Origin of the sequence: Bordetella petrii, from assembly GCF_017356245.1 — a bacterium.
Classification (GTDB): Bacteria; Pseudomonadota; Gammaproteobacteria; order Burkholderiales; family Burkholderiaceae_B; genus Bordetella_A; species Bordetella_A petrii_D.
Genome location: NZ_JAFMZZ010000004.1, coordinates 778,301 through 802,191 on the forward strand (window position 1 = coordinate 778,301; position 23,891 = coordinate 802,191).

Consider the following 23,891-nt stretch of genomic DNA (forward strand, 5'->3'; position numbering starts at 1 on the left):
AAGGGGGACTGGCGTCACGATGCGGCGAGGCGCCGCGGGGCGCTGCCGGGGCGCAGCCGCCTGTCGGTATCGTACGGGAAAAATTCTTCGATCCGGCCCTGCGCCACATGCGCGCGGCAGGCCTGCCACCACTCGGGCTGCAGCAGGTCGGCGTGATGCCGCAGGAAGGCCCGCCGCACGCGCGGGTCGCCCAGCAGAAAGCGCTCGAACTCTTCGGGAAACACATCATTGGGGCCCACGGCGTACCAGGGCTCGCTGGCCAGCTCGGCCTCTTCGTTGGGAGCGGGCGGAATGCGCCGGAACTGCATTTCAGTCATGCGCTGGATTTCGTCGTAGTCGTAGAACACGACACGGCCCAGCCGGGTGACGCCGAAGTTCTTGTACAGCATGTCGCCCGGGAAAATATTGGCCGTGGCCAGCTGCCGGATGGCGTCGCCGTACTCGCGCACTGCCTGCTCCAGCAGCGGCTCGGGCGCGTGCTGCAGGTACAGGTTCAGGGGCGTCATGCGGCGCTCGATGTACACGTGGCGGATCACCACCGTGTCGTCGTTTTCTTCCAGCAGGCTGGGCACGCGCTGGCGCAATTCGTCGAGCAGCGCCGGCGCGAAGCGCGCGCGCGGCAGGGCCACCTGCGAGTATTCCCAGGTGTCGGCCATGCGGCCCACGCGGTCGTGCAGCTTCACCATCTGGTACTTGCGGCGCACCGTGGCGTGGTCGATGCCGTCTTTGTCGATGCGGTCTTTGATCAGCTTGAACACATACGGGTACGACGGCAGGGTGAACACGCACATCACCATGCCCTTGATGCCGGGCGCGATGTCGAAAGCGTCGCGCGAATGCGCCAGGTGGTGCAGGAAGTCGCGGTAGAACAGCGTCTTGCCCTGCTTCTGCAGGCCGATCATGGTGTACAGCTCGGCCTTGGGCTTGCGCGGCACCAGGCTGGACAGGAAGCTCACCACCGCGGCCGGCGTTTCCATGTCCACCAGGAAGTACGCGCGCGTGAAGCTGAACAGCGTGCTCAGGTCGTCGGCGCCCAGCAGCAGGGCATCCAGTTCGATCTGGCCCGCGGCATTGCGCGCCAGCGCCACGGCGAAGGGGTGCACCGTGCCCTGGTTGATCAGGCGGCCGACGACATAGGCGCCCTTGTTGCGAAAGAACAGCGAGCCCAGCACCTGCACCTGGCAGTCGGAAGCCAGCCGCCGGCCCAGCTGGCGCGGCCATTGGGCGCGCAGCTGGCGCACCGCCGCGCGCGCCAGCAGGCGGGTGTCGCGCGGCAGGTCGGCATAGGCCGCCGCCAGGCCGAAGTCGGCCACCATGCGGATCAGGCTCTTGCGCAGGCCTTCGGTCAGGGGGTAGTACACGCGGTACGACGGAATGCGGCTGTCCAGGTAGTCGGTGGCCACCGCCGGGCGCACGAACAGGAAATCGTTGTGGAAGTAGTCGCGGTGCAGGATGCGGCACGACACCGAATTGAAAAACGTCTCGGCGCATTCGGGCTGGCGGTGGCCCGCCAGCAGGCTCACGAACTGCTGCTTCACGTCTTGCCAGAAGACGGTCTGGGCCGGCGTCAGGCCGGCCGCGTCTTCGGGCGCCGCCGAGTGCCGCAGCGCCTGGCGCAGTTGCGTGGCGCATTCGCGCACGCGCATGTCGTAGTATTCGATGCGCTCGCGCGACAGCTGCTGTATGCCATGCCAGTCGCCCGATTCGAACAGCGCCTTGGCGCGCTGCGCGCTGTAGCGGAACAGCGCGTAGTGGCGGTCGAAGCCGGCCAGGATCTGGCGGGCGACCTCCAGCGGCTGCGGCTGGGGCGCCGGAGCCGGTTCGATGCGCTGGACGTCGCCGTGGTAGATCATGGCAATGGGCGGCCGGCGGGATCAGGCCGTTTCGGCGTACAGTTCGCGGCCGATCAGCATGCGGCGGATCTCGCTGGTGCCCGCGCCGATTTCATACAGCTTGGCGTCGCGCCACAGGCGCCCTGTGGGGTATTCGTTGATGTAGCCGTTGCCGCCCAGTATCTGCACGCCTTCGCCGGCCATCCAGGTGGCTTTCTCGGCGGTGTACAGGATCAGCGCGGCGCAGTCTTTGCGCACCTGGCGCACGTGCTCGGCGCCGAGCTGGTCCAGGTTCTTGCCCACGGCATAGCAGAAGGCGCGGCTGGCCTGCAGGGTGGTGTACAGGTCGGCCACCTTGCCCTGGATGAGCTGGAATTCGCCGATGGCCTGGCCGAATTGCTTGCGGTCGTGGATATAGGGCACCACCACGTCCATGACGGCCTGCATGATGCCCAGCGGCCCGCCGGACAGCACGGCGCGCTCGTAGTCCAGGCCGCTCATCAGCACCCGCACCCCGCCGTTGACCTGCCCCAGCACGTTTTCTTCGGGGATTTCGCAGTCCTGGAAGACCAGTTCGCCGGTGTGGCTGCCGCGCATGCCCAGTTTGTCGAGCTTTTGCGCCACCGAGAAGCCCTTGAAAGACTTTTCCACCAGGAACGCGGTAATGCCGCGCTGGTGGGCGGCCGGATCGGTCTTGGCGTACACCACCAGGGTGTCGGCGTCGGGGCCGTTGGTGATCCACATCTTGGTGCCGTTCAGCACGTAGCGGTCGCCCTTTTTGTCGGCGCGCAGCTTCATGCTGACCACGTCGGACCCGGCGCCCGGCTCGCTCATGGCCAGCGCGCCCACGTGTTCGCCCGAGATCAGCTTGGGCAGGTAGCGGGCCTTTTGTTCGGCCGTGCCGTTGCGGTTGATCTGATTGACGCACAGGTTCGAATGGGCGCCGTACGACAGGCCCACCGACGCGCTGGCGCGCGAGATTTCTTCCATGACCACCATGTGCGCCAGGTAGCCCAGGTTGGCGCCGCCGTATTCTTCGCCGGCGGTCATGCCCAGCACGCCCAGTTCGCCGAACTTGCGCCACAGGTCCATGGGGAACTGGTCGCTGCGGTCGACTTCGGCGGCGCGCGGCGCGATCTCGGCCTGCGCGAAAGTGCGCACCGCATCGCGCAGCATGTCCAGGTCTTCGCCCAAGTCGAAATTCAAACCGGGAAGATTCATCGAAGTCTCCGTAAGAGTGTGTGCTTACATTCAGGCGCCCGGGGCAGGCCGGGCCGGCGGCCGCATCCATGATGCGCCGCGGCGCACGCCCAGGCAATGCAGGAACTCAATATTACGTTTACGTAAACGTAAAGTAGACTCGGGTTTTCCCCTAGCAAAAAACCTGCGCCCACTTGTTTGACCATGCAAGAATTTGAAGGTTACCTGTCTGACAGGCTGGCCTTGCAGGCCTGCCGCCCACCTGGAGGAACCTGCCGTGATCGAGCTCGCCGACCTGGATGAGATTGTTGCGCTGCGGCGCGATATCCATGCCCATCCCGAACTGGCCTACGACGAGCACCGCACCGCCGGCCTGGTAGCCGAACGGCTGCGCGCCTGGGGCATCGAGACCCATACCGGCATCGGGGGCACGGGCGTGGTGGGCGTGCTCAAGGCCGGCGCAGGCGGCCGCGCCATTCTGCTGCGCGCCGACATGGACGCCCTGCCCATCCAGGAAGCCAACGATTTCGCGCACCGCTCGCGCCACGACGGCAAGATGCACGGCTGCGGCCACGACGGGCATACCGCCATGCTGCTGGCGGCCGCCCGCCACCTGCAGCAGGCCGGCGGCTTCAACGGCACGGTCTACGCCGCGTTCCAGCCGGCCGAGGAAAACGGCGGCGCCGGCGCCCGCGCCATGATCGAGGACGGGCTGTTCGAGCGTTTTCCATGCGAGGCGGTGTTCGGCATGCACAACTGGCCCGGCCTGCCGGCCGGCAGCTTCGGCGTGTGCAGCGGTCCGATGATGTCGGCCGCCAATGCTTTCAAGATCACGGTAACCGGCCGCGGCGGCCACGCGGCCGCGCCGCAGGATTGCGACGACCCGGTGCCGGCGCTGCTGGCCATCGGCCAGGCGCTGCAGACCATCCTGACCCGCAGCAAGCGCCCCCTGGATGCCGCCGTGGTCTCGATCACGCAGTTGCAGGCCGGCAATGACGTCACCAACATCATTCCGGGCACGGCCTGGCTGGGCGGCTCGGTGCGCGCCTACAGCGACGCCGTGGTCGACCTGATCGAGCGCCGCATGAACGAACTGGCCGGACCCATCGCGGCGGCCCATGGCTGCCGGGCCGAGGTGTACTTCGAGCGGCGCTACCCGGCCCTGGTGAATACGCCCGATGAAACCGCCTTCTGCCTGGAGGTGATGCGCGGCGTTGCGGGCGCCGGCCGGGCCAGCGTCATCGAACCGGCCATGGCCTCGGAAGACTTCGCCTTCATGCTGCAGGCCAAGCCCGGCTGTTATGTGTTCCTGGGCAACGGCGACGGCGAACACCGGCTGGCCGGGCACGGCCTGGGGCCCTGTTCGCTGCACAACGCCAGCTATGACTTCAACGACAGCCTGATCCCGGTGGGGGCTTCCTATTGGGTGCGGCTGGCGCAGTGCTATTTGAAGTAAATGAGGCATTGACCAGGTGTGGCCAGGTGTCAGGCACCTGCGGAGCCTGACACCTGGCAATACCGCGCCGCGCCCCAGCATTTGTTGTTCATTGCGTTTTCCACCGGAGCCGTCATGACCAGAACTGCCATGCTGTCGAGATTCGCCCACGCCCTGGCTATTGCCGCCGTCGCCACCCTTGCCGCTGCCGCCCAGGCCCAGCCCGCCTGGCCGGGCAAGACCCTGACCCTGGTGGTGCCCTACACCGCCGGCGGCACCAACGACACCCTGGGCCGCACCCTGGGCGAGGTGCTGCGCGCCATGCACGGCACCGCCACCATCATCGAGAACAAGCCCGGCGCGGGCGGCAGCGTGGGCGCCGACGCCGTGGCGCGCGCCAAGCCCGACGGCGCCACGCTGCTGCTGGCCTCGACCAGCCCGCTGACGATCTTCCCCAACCTGGTGAAGACGCCGTACGACCCCATGAAAGACCTGGTGCCGGTGGCCAGCGTGGCGGTCGGCCCCGTGGCCATCCTGGCCACCAAGGCGCTGCCGGTGCGCAGCTTCGCCGAACTGGTCGACTACGCCAGGAAGCATCCGGGCAAGGTCACCTTCGGCGTGCCGGGCGTGGGCACCGTGGCGCACATCGGCATGGCCGACCTGAACAAGCAGGTGGGCATCGACATGCTGCAGGTGCCCTACCGCGGCGGCAGCCAGGCGGTTTCCGACGGACTGGGCGGGCAGGTCGACTTGCTGGTGGTCAATACCGACATCACCTTGCCGCACGTGCAGGCCGGCACCCTGACGCCGCTGGCGGTGATGGCGCCGCAGCGGCTGGCGCCGTGGCCGCAGGTGCCCACCATGGCCGAACTGAAGCTGCCCGGCATCCGCTATTTTTCGAATTTCGCGCTGTTCGCGCCGGCCGGGGTGCCGCCCGAGGTCATGCACGCCATGCTGGACGAAATCGGCAAGGCGCTGGCCAGCCCGCAATTCCAGCAGATGCTGGACAAGAATTTCATGCAGCCCGGCACCGGAATGGGCCAGGACTTCATCGAACAAGTGCGCGCCGACTACGCCAACAACCAGCGCGTCATCCGCGACAACCACATCCGCGTGCAGTAGCGCCGCGGTTCAGCCGTGGCGCGGGCCGGCCATGATCAGCGCCATGCCGGCCAGGCACAGGCCCACGCCGGCCCAGTCGGTGGGGGCCGGCCGCACGCCGTCCACCGCCCACAGCCACAGCAGCGCCATGCTGACATACACGCCGCCGTACGCCGCATAGACCCGGCCCGAGGCGGTGGGGTGCAAGGTCAGCAGCCAGGCGAACAAGGCCAGGCTGAGCGCGGCCGGCACCAGCAGCCAGGCCGAATGCCCCTGCTTCAGCCACAGGTACGGCAGGTAGCAGCCCATGATCTCGGCCACGGCGGTCAGGGCGAACAGGCCCAGGGTATGCAGCAGGGGCATGATGGTTCGGGCCGGCCGGGGCAGCCGGCCGCCATGGTCAGGGTTTCTGCGCCAGCAGCAGCTGGCACTGCCGTTCTTGTTCGGCGATTTCCGCCAGCGTGTCGTCGATGTCGCGGCGCTGCTGTTCCAGCACGGCGCGATGCTGGGCCAGCACGTCGAGATACTGCCGCAATTGCGTCGCGCTGTCGCCCGGGCCGTCGTACATATCGATCAGGGCGCGGATCTCGGACAGCTGCAGCCCCAGCCGCTTGCCCCGCAGCGCCAGTTTCAGGCGGGTGCGGTCGCGCGCGCCGTACACGCGGTTGCGGCCATCGCGCCCGGGGCTGACGATGCCCTGGTCTTCGTAGAAGCGGATGGTGCGCGGCGTGATATCGAACTCGCGCGAGAGTTCGGAGATCGTCCAGGTAGGCGGCATGCGAGGTTTGGCAGTTTACGTAAACGTAAATTATGATGGCCTGGAACAATCGTCAAGCCTATCCGAGAGTATTCATGAATCCCAACGAGCACCAATTGCAGTATCCCTGGGGCGATGAGCAGCCCGAGCCCGGCCGTGCCCGGCAGGTGGCCGACGGCGTGAAATGGATCCGCATGCCGCTGCCCTTCGCGCTGGACCACATCAACCTGTGGCTGCTGCGCGACGAGCTCGACGGCCGCCAGGGCTGGACGGTGGTCGACTGCGGCATCAGCCGCGACCCGGTCAAGGCGCTGTGGGAAGAGGTGTTCGCCAATGAGCTCGAGGGCCTGCCCGTGCTGCGCGTGCTGGTCACCCACATGCACCCCGACCACGTCGGGCTGGCGCACTGGCTGTGCGAACGCTGGAATGCCCCGCTGTGGATGAGCATGACCGACTTCATGGTGGGCACGCTGTGGTCGTCGCGCCGCGGGGGCTCGGGCCCCAACGGCCAGGCGGCGGTCGAGCACTTCGCCCGCCACGGCCTGACCGACCCCGACGCGCAGGACCAGATCCGCCGCCGCGCGGGCTACTACCCCGACCTGGTGCCGGCCATGCCGGCGCGCTATACCCGCCTGCTGCACGGCGACCAGGTCGCCATCGGCGGGCGCGACTGGCGCGTCATCGTCGGGTACGGGCACGCGCCCGAGCATGTGTCGCTGTTCAGCCCAGGGCTGGCCACGCTGATCTCGGGCGACATGGTGCTGCCGCGCATTTCCACCAACATCAGCGTGTTCGACTACGAGCCGGATTCCAACCCCCTGCCCCTGTACCTGGATTCGCTGGACCGCTACGCCGATTTGCCGGACGATACGCTGGTGCTGCCCTCGCACGGGCGCCCGTTCAAGGGCCTGCACCAGCGCATCGCCCAGCAGCACCAGCACCACGCCGAGCGTCTGGCCGAAGTGCTCGAGGCCTGCGCGCAGCCGCAGTCCACGTCCGACATCGTGCCGGTGCTGTTCAAGCGCAAGCTCGACCTGCACCAGCTGACCTTCGCCATGGGCGAGGCGCTGGCCCACCTGCACGCGCTGTACTTCGCGGGCAAGGTCGCGCGCCGCACCGGCGACGACGGCATCGTGCGCTTTACCGCGCGCTGAACGGCCGCGGCGCCGGCGGGCGCCGCGCGGGCGCCGTGCGCCTAGAACTTCAGGCTGGCGCTCAGGCTGTAGGTGCGCGGGTCGCCCGCCTTCACGTAGTCGCTCGACTGGTACAGCCAGTAGCGCTTGTCGGTGACGTTGTTGATGCCCGCGCGGAAGGTGGTTTCGTAGCCGTAGATGCGCGTGTCGTACGTGGCGCCGATGTTCAGGATGGTGTAGTCGTCCACTTCGACCTTGTTCGACGCGCCCAGCATGGTGGCGCCGGTGTATTTCGCGTCGGCCCGCAGCTTCAGGCCCGGCAGCTGCGGCACCGCGTACGAAACCTGCGCGGCGGCGACGAACTTCGGCGCCCCCGCGACCCGGTTGCCCACGAAGTCGGAACCCTTCTTGTATTCCGAATCCAGCAGCATCAGGCTGCCGCCCACGTTCCAGTAGGTGGCCACGCGGGTCGATGCGCTGAGCTCCAGCCCCTGGAAGATCGACTTCCCGTCCTGCACCAGTTCGTTGGACGCGTTGGCGTATTCCGATTTCTTCTCGATGCGGAACAGCGCCGCGGTGGCCGCCCAGTCTTCATGGCCGGTCTTGATGCCCAGCTCGTACTGCTTGCTCTTGAGCGGGTCGAGCAGTTCTCCCTCGTTCGCATACGGGTTGCCCACCGACGAACCCGGCTCCAGCGATTCGATATAGCTGGCGTAGGCCATCGTCTGCGGCGTGAAGTTGTACATCAGCGCCACGGTCGGCGTTACCACGCCGTTCTTCTTATAGCTGGAAGACTGCGCGCCGTCCGGGTCGAAGCCCACCTGCTCGTAGTTCGTGTAGCGCAGACCGCCCAGCACCGACCAGCCGCCGGTCAGGTCGATGGTGTCGCTGGCGAACAGGGCCTTCTGCGTGATCTCGGCGGCGCGGTACAGATCCAGGCTGCCGTCGCTGTAGTACGTGTTGGTGTTCTGCGAGTACAGATTGCCGATGCCCTGCAGCTGGTACACGCCGTTGGAACTGTAGTCGTTCTTCTGCTTCTGCCACGATGCGCCGATCACCACCTGGTGCTTCAGGGCGCCGGTATGGAACCGGCCTTCCAGCATGGCCTGCCACTGGTTGTAGGCATAGGCCTCGCCGTAGTCCGAGCGGTAGTCCTGGTAATTGCCGGCCTGGTCCTGCAGGAACAGCACCGATTCGTTGCGGCGCGTGCGGGTGGTGTTGTAGGTGTAATCTGTGCGCAGCGACCAGTCGGGCGCCAGCTGGTATTTCAGGCCGGTGGAGTAGTAGCGGAACGCGTTGTCGGCATACGGGCCTTCGCCCACCAGCTTGCTGTTGTCGTTGCGCACGGGCGACGGCAGTTCGGCGCCCGCCATCGCGCCTGCATAAATCGTCGGTTCCTGGCCGACCACGTTGCGGTCCTGGTAGATCGACTGGAAGTCCCAGGTCAGTTTGTCGGTCAGGCGCGCGTCCAGCGCCAGCGAGGCTGCCGTCTGGTACAGCGAGCCATTGTTGTAGATATTGCCTTCGGTGTGCGTCACGTTAAGCCGGTAGCCGAACCGGTCGTCCTCGCCGGCGCGCCCGCCCAGGTCGACGTGCCCGCGCAGCAGGCCCTTCGACACGTAGCCCATCTCGACGCTGCGCAGCGGCTCGTCGGTGGGCCGCTTGGTGACGTAGTTGACCAGCCCGCCCGGCGAGCCGAACCCGTACATGAAGCCCGAGGCGCCCTTGAGCAGGTCGATCTGCTCGAAATGGTCGTAGGGCAGGGCCGTGACATAGCTGAGGAACGGCTTGCCGTCGATGCGGTACGAGTTCTGCCAGTCCAGCGGCAGGCCGCGCACGCTCAGATAGCTGGCCCACGCGCCATACGACGCGCTGTTGTCGGTTGCCGAGGCGTCCAGGGCGAACACGTCGCCCAGTTTATTGACCTGCCGCTCCTGGATATCGGCCGCGGTGACCACGGTGGTGGAAAACGGCGTTTCCAGCTGGCTGCGGTTGCCCAGCGCGCCGGTATTCACGGGCGCGGCCAGGTGTTCCAGGGTGTCGTCCACCGGCGCGGCCTGCACCGTCACGGCGGGCATCTGGGCAACATCCTGGGCGCTGGGCGCGCTGCCGGCCTGCGCCGCCTGGGCATATGCGCCCGGGGCATAGGCGGCGCCCAGCGCCAGGGCCAGTACGGTAGGGGTAACGGCAAACCGTGCCGGCCTGCGGGCACGGCGCATCCTTGTGGAAACAAAGCGGACCACGTCGAGTTCTCCAGAAAGGGCAAAAGGATGAGTTTTTAACGCAAATGAGACATCTTCTCAAATGCATTAACAATCTCAGGCAATTTGCGGCTTGCGCCTGTCTGAAGAAATAGAAGCAGCGTGCTCGCGCCGGCAGGCGCGCCGCAGCTAGCGGCTGGCTGTAGCCAGCCGCACGGCCAGCCCCAGGAACACCACGCCCGCCAGGCGGTTGAGCCAGCGCGAGGCGGCCGGCGAGCGCTGCAGAAGCTGCCCGAAGGTGCCCGAAAAGAAGGCAATGGCGCCGAACACCAGCAGGGTCGACACCATGAACACCGCCCCCAGCTCGACGATCTGCAGGCCCACCGGCCCGTGCGCCGGCGAGGTGAACTGCGGCAGGAAGGCAAAGAAGAACAGCAGCACCTTGGGGTTGGTCAGGTTCATGATGATGCCGCGCCGGTAAAGCGCGCCGCGCCCCAGCGGCGCCGGCCGTTCGGCCTGGGCCGGCCCGCCGCGGGCGCGCAGCGCCTGCCAGGCCAGGTAGGCCAGGTAGGCGGCGCCCACCAGTTTCAGGGCCGTGAACGCGTGCGGCGAGGCCGCGAACACCGCCGCCAGGCCGGCGGCCACGGCCGCGGTATGGCCCAGCAGCCCGGTGCACAGGCCCAGCACTACGAACATGCCGGCCGAACGGCCCCACATGGCCGACTGCATCAGCACGAACAGATTGTCGGGGCCGGGCGTCAGGGCCAGCAGGATGGCAATGCCGAAGAAGGCAAGCAGCGTGTCGAAAGGCAGCATGGCAAAGGCGGCCGCGCGCCGGGCGCATGCCATCGGGGGAAGCTGAAGGGGCTTCAAGCGTACTGCGCGCGGGCCGCGCGTGGCAATCGGCGCGGCCCGCGCCCGCAGGCGCGGCGAATCTCCTAATATCGGGGTTCCGATCTACTTGCCGCTTCCTGTTGCACCGCCATGGACAAAGACCAAGCCCCGCATATCGATACGCTGCTGCAGCACACCGCCACCGCGCCGTTCAACCCGCAAACCGGCTCGGCGCCGGTCAACCTGCCGTCGATGCGCGCCAGCACCGTGCGCTTCCAGAGCCTGGACGCCCTGGAAGCCACCCAGCGCCGCAAGGCCGGCGGCGAGCGGGCGGCCACGTACGGGCGCATGGGCATGGACACGCATGCCGCGCTGGAGCAGGTGTTTCGCGAACTCGAAGGCGGCACCCATGCTTACCTGGCCTCGTCCGGCATGGCGGGCATCACCATGGTGATGGCCTCGCTGCTGTCGGCGGGCGACCACGCCCTGGTGGCCGACTGCGTCTACGGGCCGGTGTACGAACTGGATGCGGCGCTGCTCAAGCGCATGAACATCGAGCTGACCTATTTTTCCGCCGGCGACGACCTGGAAACCCTGGTGCGGCCCAACACCCGCCTGGTGTACGTGGAATCGCCCGGCTCGCTGCTGTTCCAGATGCTCGACCTGCCCGCCCTGGCCGGCTTCGCGCGCCGCCACGGCCTGGTGCTGGCCTGCGACAACACCTGGGGCTCGGGTTATGTGTACCGGCCGCTGCAGCTGGGGGCGCAGGTGTCGGTGGTGGCCGGCACCAAGTATGTGGGCGGGCATTCCGACCTGATGCTGGGCGCGGTGGTCACCAACGATGCCGGCGTGGCCCAGCGCCTGAACCGCACGCAGTACGCCATGGGCTATTCGGTTAGCGCCGACGACGCCTGGCTGGCGCTGCGCGGCGTGCGCACCCTGCCCATCCGCATGGCGCAGCATGCGCGCCATGCCCTGCAGGTGTGCGAGTTCCTGGCGACGCGCCCTGAAGTGGCGCGCATCTACCACCCGGCCTGGCCGGACGACCCGGGGCACGCGCTGTGGCAGCGCGACTGCACGGGCTCGAACGGCATGCTGGCCGTCGAGCTGCGCCTGTCGCCCGAGGCCTCGCGCCGCTTCGTCGACGCGCTGCGCCTGTTCGGCATCGGTTTTTCGTGGGGGGGATTCGAGAGCCTGGTGCAGTGGGTCACGCCAGGAGAACTGGCGCGCCACTGCTACTGGGCGGGGGGCGAGCATGCCCTGGTGCGCCTGCACATCGGGCTGGAAGACCCGCGCGACCTGATCGCCGACCTGGCGCAGGCCCTGCAGGCGGCCGCCTGAAAGCAGGGAGCAGGTGTCTGACTCCGCAGGTGTCAGACACCGAAGTGTGCAGAGGCTATCTCAATCGTACGGTGTCTGCTACCTGCGGAGCCAGACACCTGGCGATACCCGGGCGCGCCTTACTGCTGGCGCGCCATGGGGATGAGCTTGTCGATTTCTTTCAGCGCGCCTTCGTAGCTGTTGCCGGCCAGCGCGGGCGAGGTCAGGTACTTGCCGCCCACGCCGAACGACGGCGTGCCGTCGATGTTGTACGCCTGGGCCAACTGGTCGGCGCGCTGCACCTGGGTCTGCACGCTGAACGAATCGAAGATCGAGTCGAACTTGGCGCGGTCCACGCCCTGCTCGGCCGCCCAGTCGCCCATGGCCTTCTTGTTGAACAGGCGCTTGTGCTCGACGTGCATGGCGGTGAACACCTTGGAATGCAGGTCGGGGCGGTTCAGCGTTTGCAGGGTGTAGTACAGCTGCTGCAGCGGCTTCATGCTGGCGTTGAAAGCGATGGGCACCTGCTTGACCACCACGTCGGACGGCGCCGTCTTGGCCCAGGCTTCGACCATGGGTTCCATGGTGGCGCAGTGCGGGCAGGTGTAGGCGAAGAACTCCAGCACCTCGATCTTGCCCGGCGTGTCGGACGGCAGCGGCGGATTGATGGCGACATACTGCTGGGCGCCCTGGGCCTGGCTGGCCGGCGCAAACAGGGTGGACGCGGCCAGCGCCGCGGCGGCGGCAAGGCGGGTAAGCATGGAGAACTGCATCGGGCGTGTTCCTGAGTGAAGTTACGGGTACAGACCAGCGTTATCAAGCATTAGTTCAATTGGCGGCCGGCCGCTATTGGCGCACCACCGCCGATTCGATCTTGTTCTCGCCCAGCAGGCTGCGGGCGCGGTTCATGTCGTCCAGCCGCGCGAACGGACCGACCCGCACGCGGTTGACCTGCATGCCATTGACCTCGGCGCGTTGCACCGCCACGGGCAGCCCCAAGAGCAGGATGCGCGCCTTCAGGCCCTCGGCGTCTTCCAGCACGCGGTATGCGCCGGCCTGCAGGAAATACTTGCCGGAAGCCGGCGTGGCCGCGCGGGCCGGCGGCGCAGCCGGGGCGGCCGGCGCCTGGGGCTGCGCCCCGGGCGGCAGCGTGGCGATCAGGGCGCCCAGTTCGTCGGACTGGCCCTTGGACGGCGCCGGCGCGGCGGGCTGCACACCCGGCAGCGGCGCGGGAGCCGTGGCGGTGGGGCCGCTGGGCGGCGTGCCGGCCGCGCCATCGCGCCCGTACAGCCCCTGGTTGGGGTCGGGAGCCTGGCGCGGATCGGGCAGCTGGGTGCGGTCGGCGTCGCGGGTGGCGCGGTCGACGAACGGCATGGGCGCCTTGGTGACGTAGAACGCCACGACCGCTGCGATGATCAGGCCGATCAGCAGGCCGGCCAGGGCGCCGTACAGAGTGCTGCCGCGTTGTTTGGGTTGACGGGACGATTTGCGTTTGGTTGCCATGGGGTGCAGCTTACATCCGTTGCGGGGCGGACACGCCCAGCAGCGCCAGGCCGTTGGCCAGCACCTGCCGCGTCGTGGCGGCCAGGCGCAGGCGGGCCAGCTTCAGGGATTCGTCGTCGACCAGCACGCGCTCGGCGTTGTACCAGGCGTGGAAGTCGGATGCGCAGTCGCGCAGCCAGAAGGCGATGTGGTGCGGCGCCAGTTCTTGCGCGGCCTGCGCCACGATCTGCGGGAAGCCGGCCAGCCGCTGCATCAGCGCGAATTCGGAGGGCGCCGTCAGCAGGGCGGCGTCGGCCTGCGCGATGCGGGCGTCGTCGGCCCCGGCGTTGGCGATCATCGAGCAGATGCGGGCGTGGGCGTACTGGATGTAGTACACCGGGTTCTCGTCGCTTTTCGACAGCGCCAGGTCGATGTCGAACACGAATTCGGTGTCGGCGCGGCGCTGGATCAGGAAGTAGCGCACCGCGTCGCGGCCCACCCAGTCGATCAGGTCGCGCAGGGTGACATAGCTGCCGGCGCGCTTGGAGATCTTGACCTCTTCGCCGCCGCGCATCACCTTCACCATTTTGTGCAGCACGTATGCGGGGTAGTCTTTGGGAATGCCCTCTTCCAGCGCCTGCAGGCCGGCGCGCACGCGCGCCACGGTGCCGTGGTGGTCGCTGCCCTGGATGTTCACGGCGTGGTGGAAGCCGCGTTCCCATTTGGCCTTGTGGTAGGCCACGTCGGGCACGAAATACGTGTAGCCGCCTTCGCTCTTGCGCATGACGCGGTCTTTGTCGTCGCCGGTGCCCAGTTCGGTGGTGCGCAGCCACAGCGCGCCGTCCTGCTCGTAGGTGTGGCCCTTGGCCACCAGCGCCTGCACGGTCTGCTCGACCCGGCCCGAGGTGTACAGCGAGCTTTCCAGGTAGTAGTTGTCGAAAGCCAGGCCGAAGGCCTGCAGGTCCAGGTCTTGTTCGCGGCGCAGGTAGGCCACGGCGAACACCCGGATGTCGTCCAGGCTGTCGACGTTGCCGGTGGCCGTGACGGCCGCGCCGTCGGCCGCCTGCAGGGTCTTGCCGGCGATGAAGTCTTGCGCGATGTCGACGATGTAGTCGCCCTTGTAGCCGTCGGCCGGGTAATCGGGCGAATCGGGGGCGATGCCGCGGGCGCGCGCCTGCACGCTGACGGCCAGGTTCTGGATCTGGTTGCCGGCGTCGTTGTAATAGAACTCGCGGGTGACATCCCGGCCGGTGGCCGTGTACAGGCGGCAAATGGCGTCGCCCAGCGCCGCCTGGCGGGCATGGCCCACGTGCAGGGGGCCGGTGGGGTTGGCCGACACGAATTCGACCAGCACCTTTTCGCCCGTGGCGGCGGCGCGGCCGTAGGCCTCGCCCTGCTCGGCCACGGCCTGGACGACCGCCTGGCGGGCGGCCGCGGTAATGCGGAAATTGATGAAGCCCGGGCCGGCGATCTCGGCGCTTTCGACCAGGGCGCGCGCCGCGGTTTCGGCCATCAGGGCGTCGACGATGCCCTGGGCCAGTTCGCGCGGGTTGCGGCGCGCGGGCTTGGCCAGCTGCATGGCGACGTTGGTGGCCACGTCACCGTGGGCGGCGACCTTGGGGCGCTCGAGCAGCACCTGGGCCTGGGCATCGGGCAGCACGCGCGCGACGGCGGCCTGGATCAGCGAAATAAGTTGTTGTTGTTGCTCGGGGAGCATGGAGGAATCAGAAGAAGGTTTTGAGGATCAGCGACAGCACGCCGGCCAGCACGACGCCCATCATCCATTTCAGCAGCACGACATCGGTCTGGACTGCGGTCAGGGCGTCTTTGGTGGCCAGGGAGCCAACGGCGCGCACCAGGTCGTTCTTGGTGGCCAGCCGCGTGTCGATCAGCCGGGCCTGTTCTTCGGCCAGCACTTCGGCCTGCCCCAGGGGCATGCCCGCGGCGGTCAGCCGTTTGACGAAATTATGCGTGTCGAAAACCATGGTATTCACGGGAATATCCTAGATCATAGCGTGATTTGGCGTGTTTTCCCCTGCCGGCCCGGCATCCGGCCGCTGGCGGGGCGGGTCTGGCCCCGGGGGTGGCAGGCATGCTCGTATCCTGCCATTGGCGTCGGCCCGCGCATTGGGGTAGTGTATGGAAGTATCTATTCAGGGAGCCCGCAATATGCTCATCAAGTTCCATTCCAAGGCGGTCGCCGAGATCCTGATGCTGTCGCAGAATGCCGCCCCGCTGCTGCGCGCGGCCGGCAAGTCGTTCGGCGACGATGTCCCCGAGCGCGGCGTGTTCACCTGCGAGCAGCTGCAGGCGGCCATCGACGGCATCGAGGCGGCCGTGGCCGCCGACGACCGCGCCCACGCCGGCGATGACGGCGACGCCGACCACCACGACAAGTCGCTGCATCCCGTGACGCAGGGCGTCGAGCTGCACCAGCGGGCGTTTCCGCTGCTGGACATGATGCGCCGCTCGCTGGCCGAAGGCGCCGACGTCACCTGGGAAGCCTCCAAGGGCTGGTAGGCCGGCAATGTCGCAGGTGCGACAGTCTCCGGCGCCCCGGCGCAGCATACTGGCGCCACGTTTTCTTACACCTTACGGAGGCCTGCCATGCGCAGCGACGTGACTGTCATATTCGACACCCGGCGGACCGTCGATCTGTCTGTGGACGTGGCGCCTTCCCCGCAGGCCGCCAGCGACGCGCGCGACTGGTTCGAGGCCGCCTGGGACACGCTGGGCTGCGAGCCGCTGCGGCCCAGCGGCAAAGTGCTGCTGCTGGACAAGATCATGGGCGTGGCCGATGCGCTGGGCTACGACGTGCTGACGTCCGACGCCAAGGAAAGCCGCGAGTTCGCCCAGCACGCCGCCCTGGCGCTGGACAAGCCGCGCATCATCGTCGACCTGCCGGGGCTGTCGGTCGGCTATTGAACCGCGCCGGCCCGGGGGCGGCGTCCGCCCCCGGGCTGGTTCATTGCGGCGCGATGCCGGCCGTCTGTATCAGTTCGCGCAATCGCGCGATGTCGCTGGCGATCAATTTCCCGAAGGCTTCGGGCGTGCTCCAGGTGGGCTGCGCGGCCTGCGCCTGCAGCGCCTGAACCACCCCGGGGTCGGCCAGCGCCTGGCGCACCGCGCCATTCAGCAATGCGATAGCCGCCGGGGGCGTGCCCGCCGGCGCCACCAGCCCCAGCCAGGCCGAGAAATGGTAGCCCGGCAGCGTTTCCGCCACCGTGGGCACGCCGGGCAAGAGCGGGCTGTGGGCCTCGCCCGTGACGGCCAGCGCCCGCAGGCGCCCCGACTGGATGTGCGGCAGCGCCACCGCCAGGCTCTCGAACGACAGGTCGATCTGCCCGCCCACCAGGTCTTTCATGGACGGCGCGCTGCCCTTGTAGGCCACGTGCGTGGTCTTGATGCCGGCCATGCTGTCGAACAGCTCGCCGGACAGGTGCATCGATGTGCCCACGCCGGCCGATCCCCGGTTCAGCTTGCCGGGGTGCGCGCGGGCGTAGCTGATCAGTTCGCCCAGCGTGCGCGCCGGCACCTGCTGCGGGTTCACCACCACCACCAGCGGGTAGGTGACCAGCATCGAGATCGGGGTGAAGTCCTTGATCGCGTCGTAATTCAGGTGCTTGTACAGCGACGGATTGGCGCCATGGGTGCTGATGGTGCCCATCAGCAGCGTATAGCCGTCGGGCCGGGCCCGGGCGGCGGCGGCCGCCCCCAGGCTGCCGCCGCCGCCCGCGATGTTCTGCGCCACGACCGGCACGCCCAGTTCGGCCGACATGCGCTCGCCCACGACGCGCGCGGTCTGGTCGGTGGGGCCGCCGGCGGCCGCGCCCACGATGATGTGGATGGGTTTTTCGGGATAGCCGGCCTGGGCCAGCCAGGGAGCCGCGGCCAGCGCCGCGGCGGCCAGGAATGCTTGGCAGGTTTTCATGGCAATGTCCTTGGCGGGGCCGTTCAGTTGGGCTTGATGTGGGCGGTCTGGATGACCTGCCGCGCGCGGGCGGTCTCGGCCTTGATGAAGGCGGCGAACTGGTCGGGCGGGCCCGGCCGTTCGATCACGCCCAGCGCGTCCAGGCGCGCCTTCATGGCGGGTTCGTCCAGCGCGGCGCGCACGTCGTGGTTCAGGCGCGTCACGATGGCGGCCGGCGTGCCGGCCGGCGCCACCAGGCCCCACCAGACGGCTTCTTCATAGCCGGGCAGGCCCGCCTCGGCGGCGGTGGGCACATCGGGCAGGATGGCCAGGCGCTGCGGGGCGGCCACCGCCAGCGCGCGCAGGCGGCCGGCCTTGATGTGCTGCGCGGCCTCGGCCGGGTTGACCGCCATGTACGAAATGCGTCCGCCCAGCAGGTCGGTCATGGCGGGCGCGGCGCCGCGGTACGGCACGTGCAGCACGTCGATGCCGGCGGCGATCTTCAGCGATTCGCCGGCCAGGTGCGACGAACTGCCGTTGCCGGAACTCGCGTAGCTGAGCTTGCCCGGCGACTTGCGGGCGGTTTCCAGCAGCTCGCGCAGGCTGTGTATGGGCGAATCGGCGGGCACCACGATCATCAGCGGCGCATAGCCGATCTGCGCCACCGGCGCGAAGTCGCGCAGGCCATTGAAGCGCAGGTCCGGATACAGCGAATTGTTGGTGGCCAGCGAGTTGGCCGCCATCAGCAGCGTGTAGCCGTCGGGCGCCGCGTGGGCCGCGGCTTCCATGCCGATGTTCGAGCCGGCGCCCGGCTTGTTCTCGATCAGGATGGGCTGCCCGACGCGCGGCGCCAGGTACTGGCCGGTCAGGCGCGCCAGGGCGTCGACCGCGCCGCCGGCGGTATAGGGCACGATGATGCGCAGGGGCTGCGACGGCCAGGCGGCGGCCTGGACGGCGCCGCCCCACAGGGCCAGGGTGGCCGCCAGCGCGGCCAGCAGCCGCTTGCCGGCCGGCAGACGGCCGGCCGTGGGGGAAATCAGTGTGAACATGTCTGTCTCCTGTATGGCGCATGCGCGCCTTGTCTTGTGGCCCGGTCAGGCGCGGTCCAGCGCCAGGCAGCGCTGCACGCATAGCCGGGTAACGTCGGCCGGGTCGCGTTCCCACCAGTCGGTCGAGAAAATCTCGACTTCATAGGGGCCGCGATAGCCGTTTGCTTCCAGGCGGCGCACCAGCCCGGCCACGTCGGCCGCGCCGTCGCCGACCATGGCGCGGTCGGTCACGGGATGGCGGGTGGGCACGCGCCAGTCGCACAGCTGCACGGTGGACACGGCAGCCAGGTAAGGCGGGGCCAGGTAGGTGTGCAGGTCGGGGTCCCACCAGCAATGGAAAACATCCAGCACCACGCTGGTGGCCCCGCCCAGGGCCTGGCACAGGCGGTGGGCCTGCGCCAGGGTGTTGACGCAGCCGCGCTCGGCCGCGTGCATGGGGTGGAACGGTTCGATGCCCAGGCTGACGCCGGCCTGGCGGGCGAAGGCCGCCGCATCCTGCAGCACTTCGAACAGCCGGCCGCGCGCGTCCTGCAGGCTGGCATGCGCGCCCATGCCCCCGCCCACGAACACCACGGTGGCCGCGCCGATCGCGGCCGCCTCGTCGATGGCCCGCCTGCAGTCTTCCAGCGCCGCGTGCGGCCCTCGCGCATCCAGCTGCGCCAGGTCGCCGGCCTTGCATAGCGACGGCACCCGCAGCCCGGTGTCGCGCAGCAGGCGGCGCGCCTGCGGCAGCCCGCATTCGGCGAGCTTGTCGCGCCACACGCCGATGCCGCCCACGCCCTGCCGCGCATAGCCCTGCGCCGCTTCGGCCAGCGACCAGCGCGGCGTGGTGATCTGGTTGATGGCCAGGCGTTGCGGTTCCATGGGCGTGCCCCGCCGGCCTAGGCCAGCACGTCGCAGATCGTGATCTGGCGGCTGACGATCCAGTCTTTGTAGGTCTCGCGCACGAACTTCAGGCCCGAGTTCTCCATGTGGTCGTCCAGCGCCGCGCGGCTGGTGTAGGCCTCGACCAGGAACACCTTGTGCGGCTCGTCGTCGGGCAGCAGCACGTCGAACTGCAGGCATTCGCTTTCGCGCCGCGCGGTGCGGCTGGCGTGGCCGTGCATGATGGTCAGGAACTTGTCGCGGTGGTCCGGCTTGATTTCGAACTCGACCACCAGCATTACTTTCTTCGTCATCACAGTCTCCTTTGGTAGCAAGGCAAGGGGTTATCCGCGCAGCGCATCGATGTTGCGCACCTGCGCCACGCGTTCGATGTATTCCTGCGGCGGGGCCTGGTACAGCAGCTTGCGGCTGACGTGCACGCCGGTCAGCTGGCGCATGGCGACGGCCAGTTCGGCCGCCTTCACCAGCAGCCGGTAGCAGTCCAGCAGCGGCACGCCGTCGACCTCGAAAATGCCGCGCTGCGCCAGCAGGCTGGTGGACGGGCCGGCGGGGATGACCACTTCGGCGCCCTGGGCGATGCAGCGGCGGCTGGCGGCCAGAATCTGCGCCACGCAGTCGTCGCCCAGCGCCTGGTCGGTGAACACGGCATCGAAGCCGCGGATGTTGTCGAACTCGATGCCCTCGACGCTGCTCAGGCGGTCGCGCAGGCCGTAGCCGATGGGTATTTCGCGATAGCGCGGCACCATCTTCATGTTGGGCACCACCAGGCCGAAGCGTTCGCCCATGGTGCAGGCATGGAAACAGCACACTTCCATGAATGACACGACCGGGATGTCCATGATTTCGCGCAGCTCGACCAGGGCCGGGTCCAGCGAGTTGGCCAGCACGAAGGCGTCGTACCCGCCTTCTTTGCGGATGCGCAGTGCGTTGTCGATGATTTCGCGCACGTCGTAGTTCCAGAACAGGCGGTACTGATCGCCCAGGGCGCCCTGCCGGGTGCCGCGCACCTCGACCTGCGTGTCGGGGGCGGCGGCGCTGTCGCACAGGGCCTGCGTGGCCGCGATGAAATGCTGCATGCCTGTTTCCGAGGACACCAGCTGATACCAGAGTTTCATGATGAGGATTCCTGTCAGTGGAAAGAAATGCGCCGTGGCGCGCCGGTTTGCCGGCGGCCCTCAAGGGCCGCGCAATACGCAAGCGTGTTCATCCAGCCGCAGCCGCGTGCCGTGGGCGCGGCTGCAGGCCTCGACCTTGGCCAGCAGCCGCATGCCGTCGGCGTTGCGGGCCAGGTGGGGCACGCCGGTGGGCGCGCCCTGCCCGGGCTGCCACAGCGTGACCGGATGGATGTCGAACGAGGGCGGCCCCTGCCGGTGCAGCGACAGCCGCAGCAGCAAGGCTTCCCAGTAGTCGGGCCGCTGGAAGAAGCCGGCGCGCTCGCGGCGCGTCTGGTAGGCCTGCGCCAGCGTGGCGTCGCGCATGGCATAGGCTTCCAGGAAGTCGGCCGGCTGGCGCGGATACAGGTACGGCTGGAACACGAAGGCGCCGATGCCGTAGAAAATGGGCCGCCCCTGCCAGATCTCGACGGCGCGCACGCCGTGTTCGCCGTGGCCGATGACCGCGTCGGCGCCCGCCTCGATGGCGCGCCGGCAGGCGGCCACGGCGAACGCGGCGGGGTGCTGCGGGTCGCTGTCGTATTCGTGGGTGTGCAGGCAGGCCACCACGAAGTCCGCCTGTGTGCGGGCCTGCCGTATGCTGTCTTCCAGGTCGCGCAGGTCGTCCGGGGCGGGCCAGGACAGCGTGCCGCAGCCGTCGGAGCGGATGAATTCGGCGCCGAAGAACGACAGCCGGTCGGCGTCCGCGGCGCCATGCTCGCGGTTGTAGTCGCGGGCCAGGGCGCGTTCGCGGTGCCGGCCCTGCGCCTGCGCCGGCAGCTGCGCGGCGATGCGCCGCAGCGCATCGAAGGCGGCGGCATCCACGCGGTACGCCGTGCCGAAGCGCAGCGGCGCCATTCCCGGGCGCCCGGGCAGCCCCACGCCGTGCCGCCCGGCCCGGGCCGGCGGCAGGTACGACGACGAAGCCGCCACCACCGCCAGCCGCCCGGCCGGCGTGTCCACACAGGCCGGCTGGCGGGCCGCGGCCAGGTCGGGGCCGGTGCCGGCCTGCGCGATGCCCAGCCGGCGCAGCGTATTCCAGGTGCTGGTCAGGCCGGCATCGCCGTAGTCGCCGGCATGGTTGTTGGCGGTGGACAGCACATCCATGCCCAGCCACCGCAGCTCGTCGCCCAGGCCGGCCGGCGCGCCGGCCCACGCGCCCGGCGCCTCGGCGGCGCCCGGCATATCGCCGTCCAGCAGCAGGCATTCCAGGTTGCCCAGGCGCACATCCGCGGTGCGCAGCATGTCCACGGCATCCAGAAATGCCGGGTGCTGCTCGCCGCGCAGCGCCGCGCCCAGGTACAGGTCGCCCACGGCGGCCAGGGTCAGCGCGCCGGCGGGCGCCGGGTCGGCCTGGCGCTGTTTCATGGTTCGCCCTGCTCGCCGCGCGCGAAGAACGGCCGGCCATCGTCGAACAGATTGGGCCGGTTGAATATCGACAGGAACACGGCGCCCTGCGGCGCGTGGGCGATGTGGCGGTTGCCCGCGGGCCGCCAGACGAAGTCGCCCGCGCTGGCGCTGCCTTCATCGTCGACCAGCGTGCCTTCCAGCATGTAAGTCATTTCCAGGGCCGTGTGTTCGTGGCTGGGCACCACGGCGCCCGGGGCCAGCTTGAACAGGATGGTCGAGCGCCCGGCCTCGTCCTGGTACAGGATCTTCATTTCGATGCCGTCGAAATCCGTGGGCTGCCAGGGCATGCTGGCGGCCGCGACGAATCGGGAACGGTATTCCGGTGCATTGATGATCGGCATGAGTCAGTCCGCGCTAAGGGGTGGGAAAAGAAAAGCGCCGCACCTGGAAGGGCCGGTCGTGCGCCAGTGAAGGCAGGCAGGCGCGCGTGCGCGCCGCGGCGTCCAGGTCCAGGTCGCACAGCAGGATGCCGGGGGCGTCGCCCGCTTCGGCCGCCACCGCGCCCCAGGGATCGACCACCAGCGAATGCCCATACGTGTGCCAGCGGCCGGGATGCTCGCCGCAGGTGGCGGCGGCGGCGACGTAGCAGCCGTTCTCGATGGCGCGGGCGCGCAGCAGCGCATGCCAGTGCGCGCCGCCGGTTTCCAGCGCGAATGCCGAAGGCACGCACAGCAGCACGGCGCCGGCCTGCGCCAGCGCGCGGTACAGGGCCGGAAAGCGCAGGTCATAGCAGATGCTCAACCCCACCGGCCCCCAGGGGGTCTCGGCCAGCGCCGCGTGCGCGCCCGCCTGGTAGGCGCGCGATTCGGCGATTTCGCGGCCGTCGGGCAGGCGGGCGTCGAACAGGTGCACCTTGTCGTACTGCGCGGCGATGCGTCCGGCGTCATCGAGCAGGATGCCGCGGTTGGCCAGCTTTTCCGACGGCGGATCCAGCCTGACGGTCAGGCTGCCGGCCAGCAGCCAGACGGCGTGCTCGCGGGCGCAGTCCTGCAGGGCCCGCAGCGCCGGATGCGCGTGCATGCCGGCGGCGGCCTGCGCCATGGCGCGGCCGCTGCGGTCCAGGAAGGCGGCGAATTCCGGCAGCATCACCAGCTGCGCGCCGGCGGCCGCGGCTTCGTCCACGCGGGCGCGTATGGCGCGCAGATTGGCGTCCATGTCATTGCCGGGGCACAGCTGGACGCAGGCGATCCTGAGCATGGCCATGGCTTACCGCGCCGCCAGCCCGAGCCGCTGGCGCGCCTGCGCCGGCGTGGCCAGGTCGCGGCCCAGCGCGGCGGCAATGCCGGCCGCCTTCTCGACCAGTTGCGCGTTCGATTGCGCCTGCACGCCCTTGTCCAGGTAGAAATTGTCTTCCAGGCCGACGCGGATCTGGCCGTCCAGCAGCAGCGCCTGCGCCACCATGGGGAACTCGTGCCGCCCGATGCCGAAGGCGGCCCATACCGCGTCGCGGCCGATGGCATTGCGCAGCAGCAGCATGGTTTCGGTAGTGGCCGGCGCCCCCCACGGGATGCCCAGCGCGAACTGGAAGATCGAGTCGGCCGCGATGATGCCGTCGGCGATCATCTTGTTGGCCAGCGCCAGGTGCCCGGTGTCGAAGATTTCCAGTTCGATCTTCACGCCGGCCGGAATGGCTGCCGCGATGGCCTGAATCTGGCTGGCGGTATTGACCAGCGCGCCGGCGCCGAAATTCACCGAGCCCATGTCCAGGGTGCAGATTTCGGGCCGCAGTTCGGCCACATGGCGCACCCGTTCCTGCGGGGGGCGCACGTTCGAGCCGGGCGCCGCGCCGTTGGTCTGGTCCAGCGCGGGCACATAGCGCGCGCCCGGGCCCGTAGTCAGGTTGACGATGACGTCCGAGCCGCTGTCGCGAATGCGCTGCACGACTTCCCGGTAGTGCTCGACGGCCATGCTGGGTTTGCCGGTCTGCGGATCGCGCACGTGGATGTGGACGATGGCGGCCCCTGCCCGCGCCGCCTCGACCGAAGCCTGGGCGATCTGGCGCGGCGTGACGGGCAGCTGGGGGTATTTGGCGGCCACGTCGTCTCCGCCCGTGACGGCACAGGTCAGGATCACTGGATCGCTCATGCTTGTCTCTCCGAATTAAAACAATCGATTGATTTATTTTTTGGGCGTGTTGAGCGGAAAATCCCGGCTCATCTGCCGCGTTATTAAATTGAATCCTAGTATTTGC

General features: G+C 68.7%; 25 protein-coding genes. 6 read left to right on the forward strand and 19 right to left on the reverse strand.

Features of this window, described 5'->3' with window-relative positions; translation table 11 throughout:
• Nucleotides 1-14: 14 nt before the first annotated feature.
• Both aceK and J2P76_RS21750 read right to left on the reverse strand, forming a co-directional pair.
• Nucleotides 15-1,853, reverse strand: a complete 1,839-nt coding sequence (gene aceK, locus J2P76_RS21745; RefSeq protein ID WP_207409977.1) for a bifunctional isocitrate dehydrogenase kinase/phosphatase — start codon at nucleotides 1,851-1,853, stop codon at nucleotides 15-17.
• Nucleotides 1,854-1,874: 21 nt separating this feature from the next.
• Entirely contained in the window at nucleotides 1,875-3,053 is a 1,179-nt protein-coding gene (locus tag J2P76_RS21750; RefSeq protein ID WP_207409978.1) for an isovaleryl-CoA dehydrogenase, read from the reverse strand.
• Nucleotides 3,054-3,309: 256 nt separating this feature from the next.
• Here J2P76_RS21750 and J2P76_RS21755 point away from each other — a divergent pair, with 256 nt between their 5' ends.
• Nucleotides 3,310-4,488: an amidohydrolase gene (locus J2P76_RS21755; RefSeq protein WP_207409979.1), complete on the forward strand. Its 1,179-nt coding sequence runs from the start codon at nucleotides 3,310-3,312 to the stop codon at nucleotides 4,486-4,488.
• 114 nt (nucleotides 4,489-4,602) lie between these two features.
• The gene (locus J2P76_RS21760; RefSeq protein ID WP_207409980.1) at nucleotides 4,603-5,589 is read left to right on the forward strand and encodes a tripartite tricarboxylate transporter substrate binding protein; all 987 of its coding nucleotides are present in this window, start codon (nucleotides 4,603-4,605) and stop codon (nucleotides 5,587-5,589) included.
• Nucleotides 5,590-5,598: 9 nt separating this feature from the next.
• Here the strand turns inward: J2P76_RS21760 and J2P76_RS21765 are convergent, their stop codons facing one another.
• Nucleotides 5,599-5,931: a YnfA family protein gene (locus J2P76_RS21765; protein ID WP_207409982.1), complete on the reverse strand. Its 333-nt coding sequence runs from the start codon at nucleotides 5,929-5,931 to the stop codon at nucleotides 5,599-5,601.
• A gap of 37 nt (nucleotides 5,932-5,968) precedes the next feature.
• The gene (locus J2P76_RS21770) at nucleotides 5,969-6,346 is read right to left on the reverse strand and encodes a MerR family transcriptional regulator (protein WP_207409984.1); all 378 of its coding nucleotides are present in this window, start codon (nucleotides 6,344-6,346) and stop codon (nucleotides 5,969-5,971) included.
• A 74-nt stretch (nucleotides 6,347-6,420) separates the two neighbouring features.
• Here J2P76_RS21770 and J2P76_RS21775 point away from each other — a divergent pair, with 74 nt between their 5' ends.
• The gene (locus J2P76_RS21775) at nucleotides 6,421-7,479 is read left to right on the forward strand and encodes an MBL fold metallo-hydrolase (RefSeq protein ID WP_207409986.1); all 1,059 of its coding nucleotides are present in this window, start codon (nucleotides 6,421-6,423) and stop codon (nucleotides 7,477-7,479) included.
• Nucleotides 7,480-7,520: 41 nt separating this feature from the next.
• On the opposite strand, the gene J2P76_RS21780 is transcribed toward J2P76_RS21775, so the two are convergent.
• Together J2P76_RS21780 and J2P76_RS21785 are read right to left on the reverse strand one after the other, a co-directional pair.
• Complete coding sequence (locus J2P76_RS21780) at nucleotides 7,521-9,677, reverse strand: TonB-dependent siderophore receptor (protein ID WP_207410647.1); 2,157 nt, start codon at nucleotides 9,675-9,677, stop codon at nucleotides 7,521-7,523.
• Between the two features lie 171 nt (nucleotides 9,678-9,848).
• Entirely contained in the window at nucleotides 9,849-10,475 is a 627-nt protein-coding gene (locus J2P76_RS21785; RefSeq protein ID WP_207409987.1) for a LysE family translocator, read from the reverse strand.
• 168 nt (nucleotides 10,476-10,643) lie between these two features.
• On the opposite strand from J2P76_RS21785, the gene metC reads away from it, so the two are divergent.
• Nucleotides 10,644-11,834 (forward strand): cystathionine beta-lyase, encoded by a 1,191-nt coding sequence (gene metC / locus J2P76_RS21790; protein WP_207409989.1) that lies wholly within the window; start codon nucleotides 10,644-10,646, stop codon nucleotides 11,832-11,834.
• Nucleotides 11,835-11,953: 119 nt separating this feature from the next.
• On the opposite strand, the gene J2P76_RS21795 is transcribed toward metC, so the two are convergent.
• The 4 genes from J2P76_RS21795 to J2P76_RS21810 form a co-directional block, all read right to left on the reverse strand.
• Nucleotides 11,954-12,586, reverse strand: a complete 633-nt coding sequence (locus J2P76_RS21795; RefSeq protein ID WP_207409990.1) for a thiol:disulfide interchange protein DsbA/DsbL — start codon at nucleotides 12,584-12,586, stop codon at nucleotides 11,954-11,956.
• A gap of 73 nt (nucleotides 12,587-12,659) precedes the next feature.
• Nucleotides 12,660-13,316 (reverse strand): SPOR domain-containing protein, encoded by a 657-nt coding sequence (locus J2P76_RS21800; RefSeq protein WP_207409991.1) that lies wholly within the window; start codon nucleotides 13,314-13,316, stop codon nucleotides 12,660-12,662.
• A gap of 10 nt (nucleotides 13,317-13,326) precedes the next feature.
• Nucleotides 13,327-15,012: an arginine--tRNA ligase gene (gene argS / locus J2P76_RS21805; protein ID WP_207409992.1), complete on the reverse strand. Its 1,686-nt coding sequence runs from the start codon at nucleotides 15,010-15,012 to the stop codon at nucleotides 13,327-13,329.
• Between the two features lie 7 nt (nucleotides 15,013-15,019).
• Nucleotides 15,020-15,289 (reverse strand): DUF1640 domain-containing protein, encoded by a 270-nt coding sequence (locus J2P76_RS21810; RefSeq protein WP_207409993.1) that lies wholly within the window; start codon nucleotides 15,287-15,289, stop codon nucleotides 15,020-15,022.
• Nucleotides 15,290-15,464: 175 nt separating this feature from the next.
• Here J2P76_RS21810 and J2P76_RS21815 point away from each other — a divergent pair, with 175 nt between their 5' ends.
• Nucleotides 15,465-15,815: a DUF1840 domain-containing protein gene (locus tag J2P76_RS21815; protein WP_207410649.1), complete on the forward strand. Its 351-nt coding sequence runs from the start codon at nucleotides 15,465-15,467 to the stop codon at nucleotides 15,813-15,815.
• Nucleotides 15,816-15,902: 87 nt separating this feature from the next.
• Nucleotides 15,903-16,220: a hypothetical protein gene (locus tag J2P76_RS21820; RefSeq protein ID WP_207409995.1), complete on the forward strand. Its 318-nt coding sequence runs from the start codon at nucleotides 15,903-15,905 to the stop codon at nucleotides 16,218-16,220.
• 40 nt (nucleotides 16,221-16,260) lie between these two features.
• On the opposite strand, the gene J2P76_RS21825 is transcribed toward J2P76_RS21820, so the two are convergent.
• The 9 genes from J2P76_RS21825 to J2P76_RS21865 are packed head-to-tail and all read right to left on the reverse strand — an operon-like array spanning nucleotide 16,261 to nucleotide 23,785.
• Entirely contained in the window at nucleotides 16,261-17,226 is a 966-nt protein-coding gene (locus J2P76_RS21825) for a Bug family tripartite tricarboxylate transporter substrate binding protein (RefSeq protein ID WP_207409996.1), read from the reverse strand.
• A 23-nt stretch (nucleotides 17,227-17,249) separates the two neighbouring features.
• On the reverse strand, nucleotides 17,250-18,254 hold the full coding sequence (locus tag J2P76_RS21830) for a tripartite tricarboxylate transporter substrate binding protein (RefSeq protein ID WP_207409997.1): 1,005 nt from the start codon (nucleotides 18,252-18,254) through the stop codon (nucleotides 17,250-17,252).
• A gap of 45 nt (nucleotides 18,255-18,299) precedes the next feature.
• Complete coding sequence (locus J2P76_RS21835; protein ID WP_207409998.1) at nucleotides 18,300-19,118, reverse strand: sugar phosphate isomerase/epimerase family protein; 819 nt, start codon at nucleotides 19,116-19,118, stop codon at nucleotides 18,300-18,302.
• Nucleotides 19,119-19,135: 17 nt separating this feature from the next.
• Nucleotides 19,136-19,432, reverse strand: a complete 297-nt coding sequence (locus J2P76_RS21840; protein WP_207409999.1) for a putative quinol monooxygenase — start codon at nucleotides 19,430-19,432, stop codon at nucleotides 19,136-19,138.
• 30 nt (nucleotides 19,433-19,462) lie between these two features.
• A complete protein-coding gene (locus J2P76_RS21845) occupies nucleotides 19,463-20,254 on the reverse strand; it encodes an aspartate/glutamate racemase family protein (protein WP_207410000.1) in 792 nt (263 codons plus the stop codon).
• A 60-nt stretch (nucleotides 20,255-20,314) separates the two neighbouring features.
• Entirely contained in the window at nucleotides 20,315-21,658 is a 1,344-nt protein-coding gene (locus J2P76_RS21850) for a CapA family protein (RefSeq protein WP_207410001.1), read from the reverse strand.
• Nucleotides 21,655-22,041, reverse strand: coding sequence for a cupin domain-containing protein (locus tag J2P76_RS21855; RefSeq protein WP_207410002.1), 387 nt, complete (start codon nucleotides 22,039-22,041; stop codon nucleotides 21,655-21,657). The genes J2P76_RS21850 and J2P76_RS21855 overlap by 4 nt, the downstream gene beginning before the upstream one ends.
• Before the next feature lie 13 nt (nucleotides 22,042-22,054).
• Complete coding sequence (locus J2P76_RS21860) at nucleotides 22,055-22,903, reverse strand: carbon-nitrogen hydrolase family protein (protein WP_207410003.1); 849 nt, start codon at nucleotides 22,901-22,903, stop codon at nucleotides 22,055-22,057.
• 3 nt (nucleotides 22,904-22,906) lie between these two features.
• Nucleotides 22,907-23,785 (reverse strand): 3-keto-5-aminohexanoate cleavage protein, encoded by an 879-nt coding sequence (locus tag J2P76_RS21865; protein ID WP_207410005.1) that lies wholly within the window; start codon nucleotides 23,783-23,785, stop codon nucleotides 22,907-22,909.
• Nucleotides 23,786-23,891: the final 106 nt, after the last annotated feature.

Bases quoted from the DNA above. Each gene is read 5' to 3' on its own strand.
- aceK (WP_207409977.1), bottom strand. From the start codon at position 1,853: ATGATCTACCACGGCGACGTCCAGCGCATCGAACCGGCTCCGGCGCCC.
- J2P76_RS21750 (WP_207409978.1), bottom strand. From the start codon at position 3,053: ATGAATCTTCCCGGTTTGAATTTCGACTTGGGCGAAGACCTGGACATG.
- J2P76_RS21760 (WP_207409980.1), top strand. From the start codon at position 4,603: ATGACCAGAACTGCCATGCTGTCGAGATTCGCCCACGCCCTGGCTATT.
- J2P76_RS21765 (WP_207409982.1), bottom strand. From the start codon at position 5,931: ATGCCCCTGCTGCATACCCTGGGCCTGTTCGCCCTGACCGCCGTGGCC.
- J2P76_RS21770 (WP_207409984.1), bottom strand. From the start codon at position 6,346: ATGCCGCCTACCTGGACGATCTCCGAACTCTCGCGCGAGTTCGATATC.
- J2P76_RS21775 (WP_207409986.1), top strand. From the start codon at position 6,421: ATGAATCCCAACGAGCACCAATTGCAGTATCCCTGGGGCGATGAGCAG.
- J2P76_RS21780 (WP_207410647.1), bottom strand. From the start codon at position 9,677: ATGCGCCGTGCCCGCAGGCCGGCACGGTTTGCCGTTACCCCTACCGTA.
- J2P76_RS21785 (WP_207409987.1), bottom strand. From the start codon at position 10,475: ATGCTGCCTTTCGACACGCTGCTTGCCTTCTTCGGCATTGCCATCCTG.
- metC (WP_207409989.1), top strand. From the start codon at position 10,644: ATGGACAAAGACCAAGCCCCGCATATCGATACGCTGCTGCAGCACACC.
- J2P76_RS21795 (WP_207409990.1), bottom strand. From the start codon at position 12,586: ATGCAGTTCTCCATGCTTACCCGCCTTGCCGCCGCCGCGGCGCTGGCC.
- J2P76_RS21800 (WP_207409991.1), bottom strand. From the start codon at position 13,316: ATGGCAACCAAACGCAAATCGTCCCGTCAACCCAAACAACGCGGCAGC.
- argS (WP_207409992.1), bottom strand. From the start codon at position 15,012: ATGCTCCCCGAGCAACAACAACAACTTATTTCGCTGATCCAGGCCGCC.
- J2P76_RS21815 (WP_207410649.1), top strand. From the start codon at position 15,465: ATGCTCATCAAGTTCCATTCCAAGGCGGTCGCCGAGATCCTGATGCTG.
- J2P76_RS21820 (WP_207409995.1), top strand. From the start codon at position 15,903: ATGCGCAGCGACGTGACTGTCATATTCGACACCCGGCGGACCGTCGAT.
- J2P76_RS21825 (WP_207409996.1), bottom strand. From the start codon at position 17,226: ATGAAAACCTGCCAAGCATTCCTGGCCGCCGCGGCGCTGGCCGCGGCT.
- J2P76_RS21830 (WP_207409997.1), bottom strand. From the start codon at position 18,254: ATGTTCACACTGATTTCCCCCACGGCCGGCCGTCTGCCGGCCGGCAAG.
- J2P76_RS21835 (WP_207409998.1), bottom strand. From the start codon at position 19,118: ATGGAACCGCAACGCCTGGCCATCAACCAGATCACCACGCCGCGCTGG.
- J2P76_RS21840 (WP_207409999.1), bottom strand. From the start codon at position 19,432: ATGACGAAGAAAGTAATGCTGGTGGTCGAGTTCGAAATCAAGCCGGAC.
- J2P76_RS21845 (WP_207410000.1), bottom strand. From the start codon at position 20,254: ATGAAACTCTGGTATCAGCTGGTGTCCTCGGAAACAGGCATGCAGCAT.
- J2P76_RS21850 (WP_207410001.1), bottom strand. From the start codon at position 21,658: ATGAAACAGCGCCAGGCCGACCCGGCGCCCGCCGGCGCGCTGACCCTG.
- J2P76_RS21855 (WP_207410002.1), bottom strand. From the start codon at position 22,041: ATGCCGATCATCAATGCACCGGAATACCGTTCCCGATTCGTCGCGGCC.
- J2P76_RS21860 (WP_207410003.1), bottom strand. From the start codon at position 22,903: ATGGCCATGCTCAGGATCGCCTGCGTCCAGCTGTGCCCCGGCAATGAC.
- J2P76_RS21865 (WP_207410005.1), bottom strand. From the start codon at position 23,785: ATGAGCGATCCAGTGATCCTGACCTGTGCCGTCACGGGCGGAGACGAC.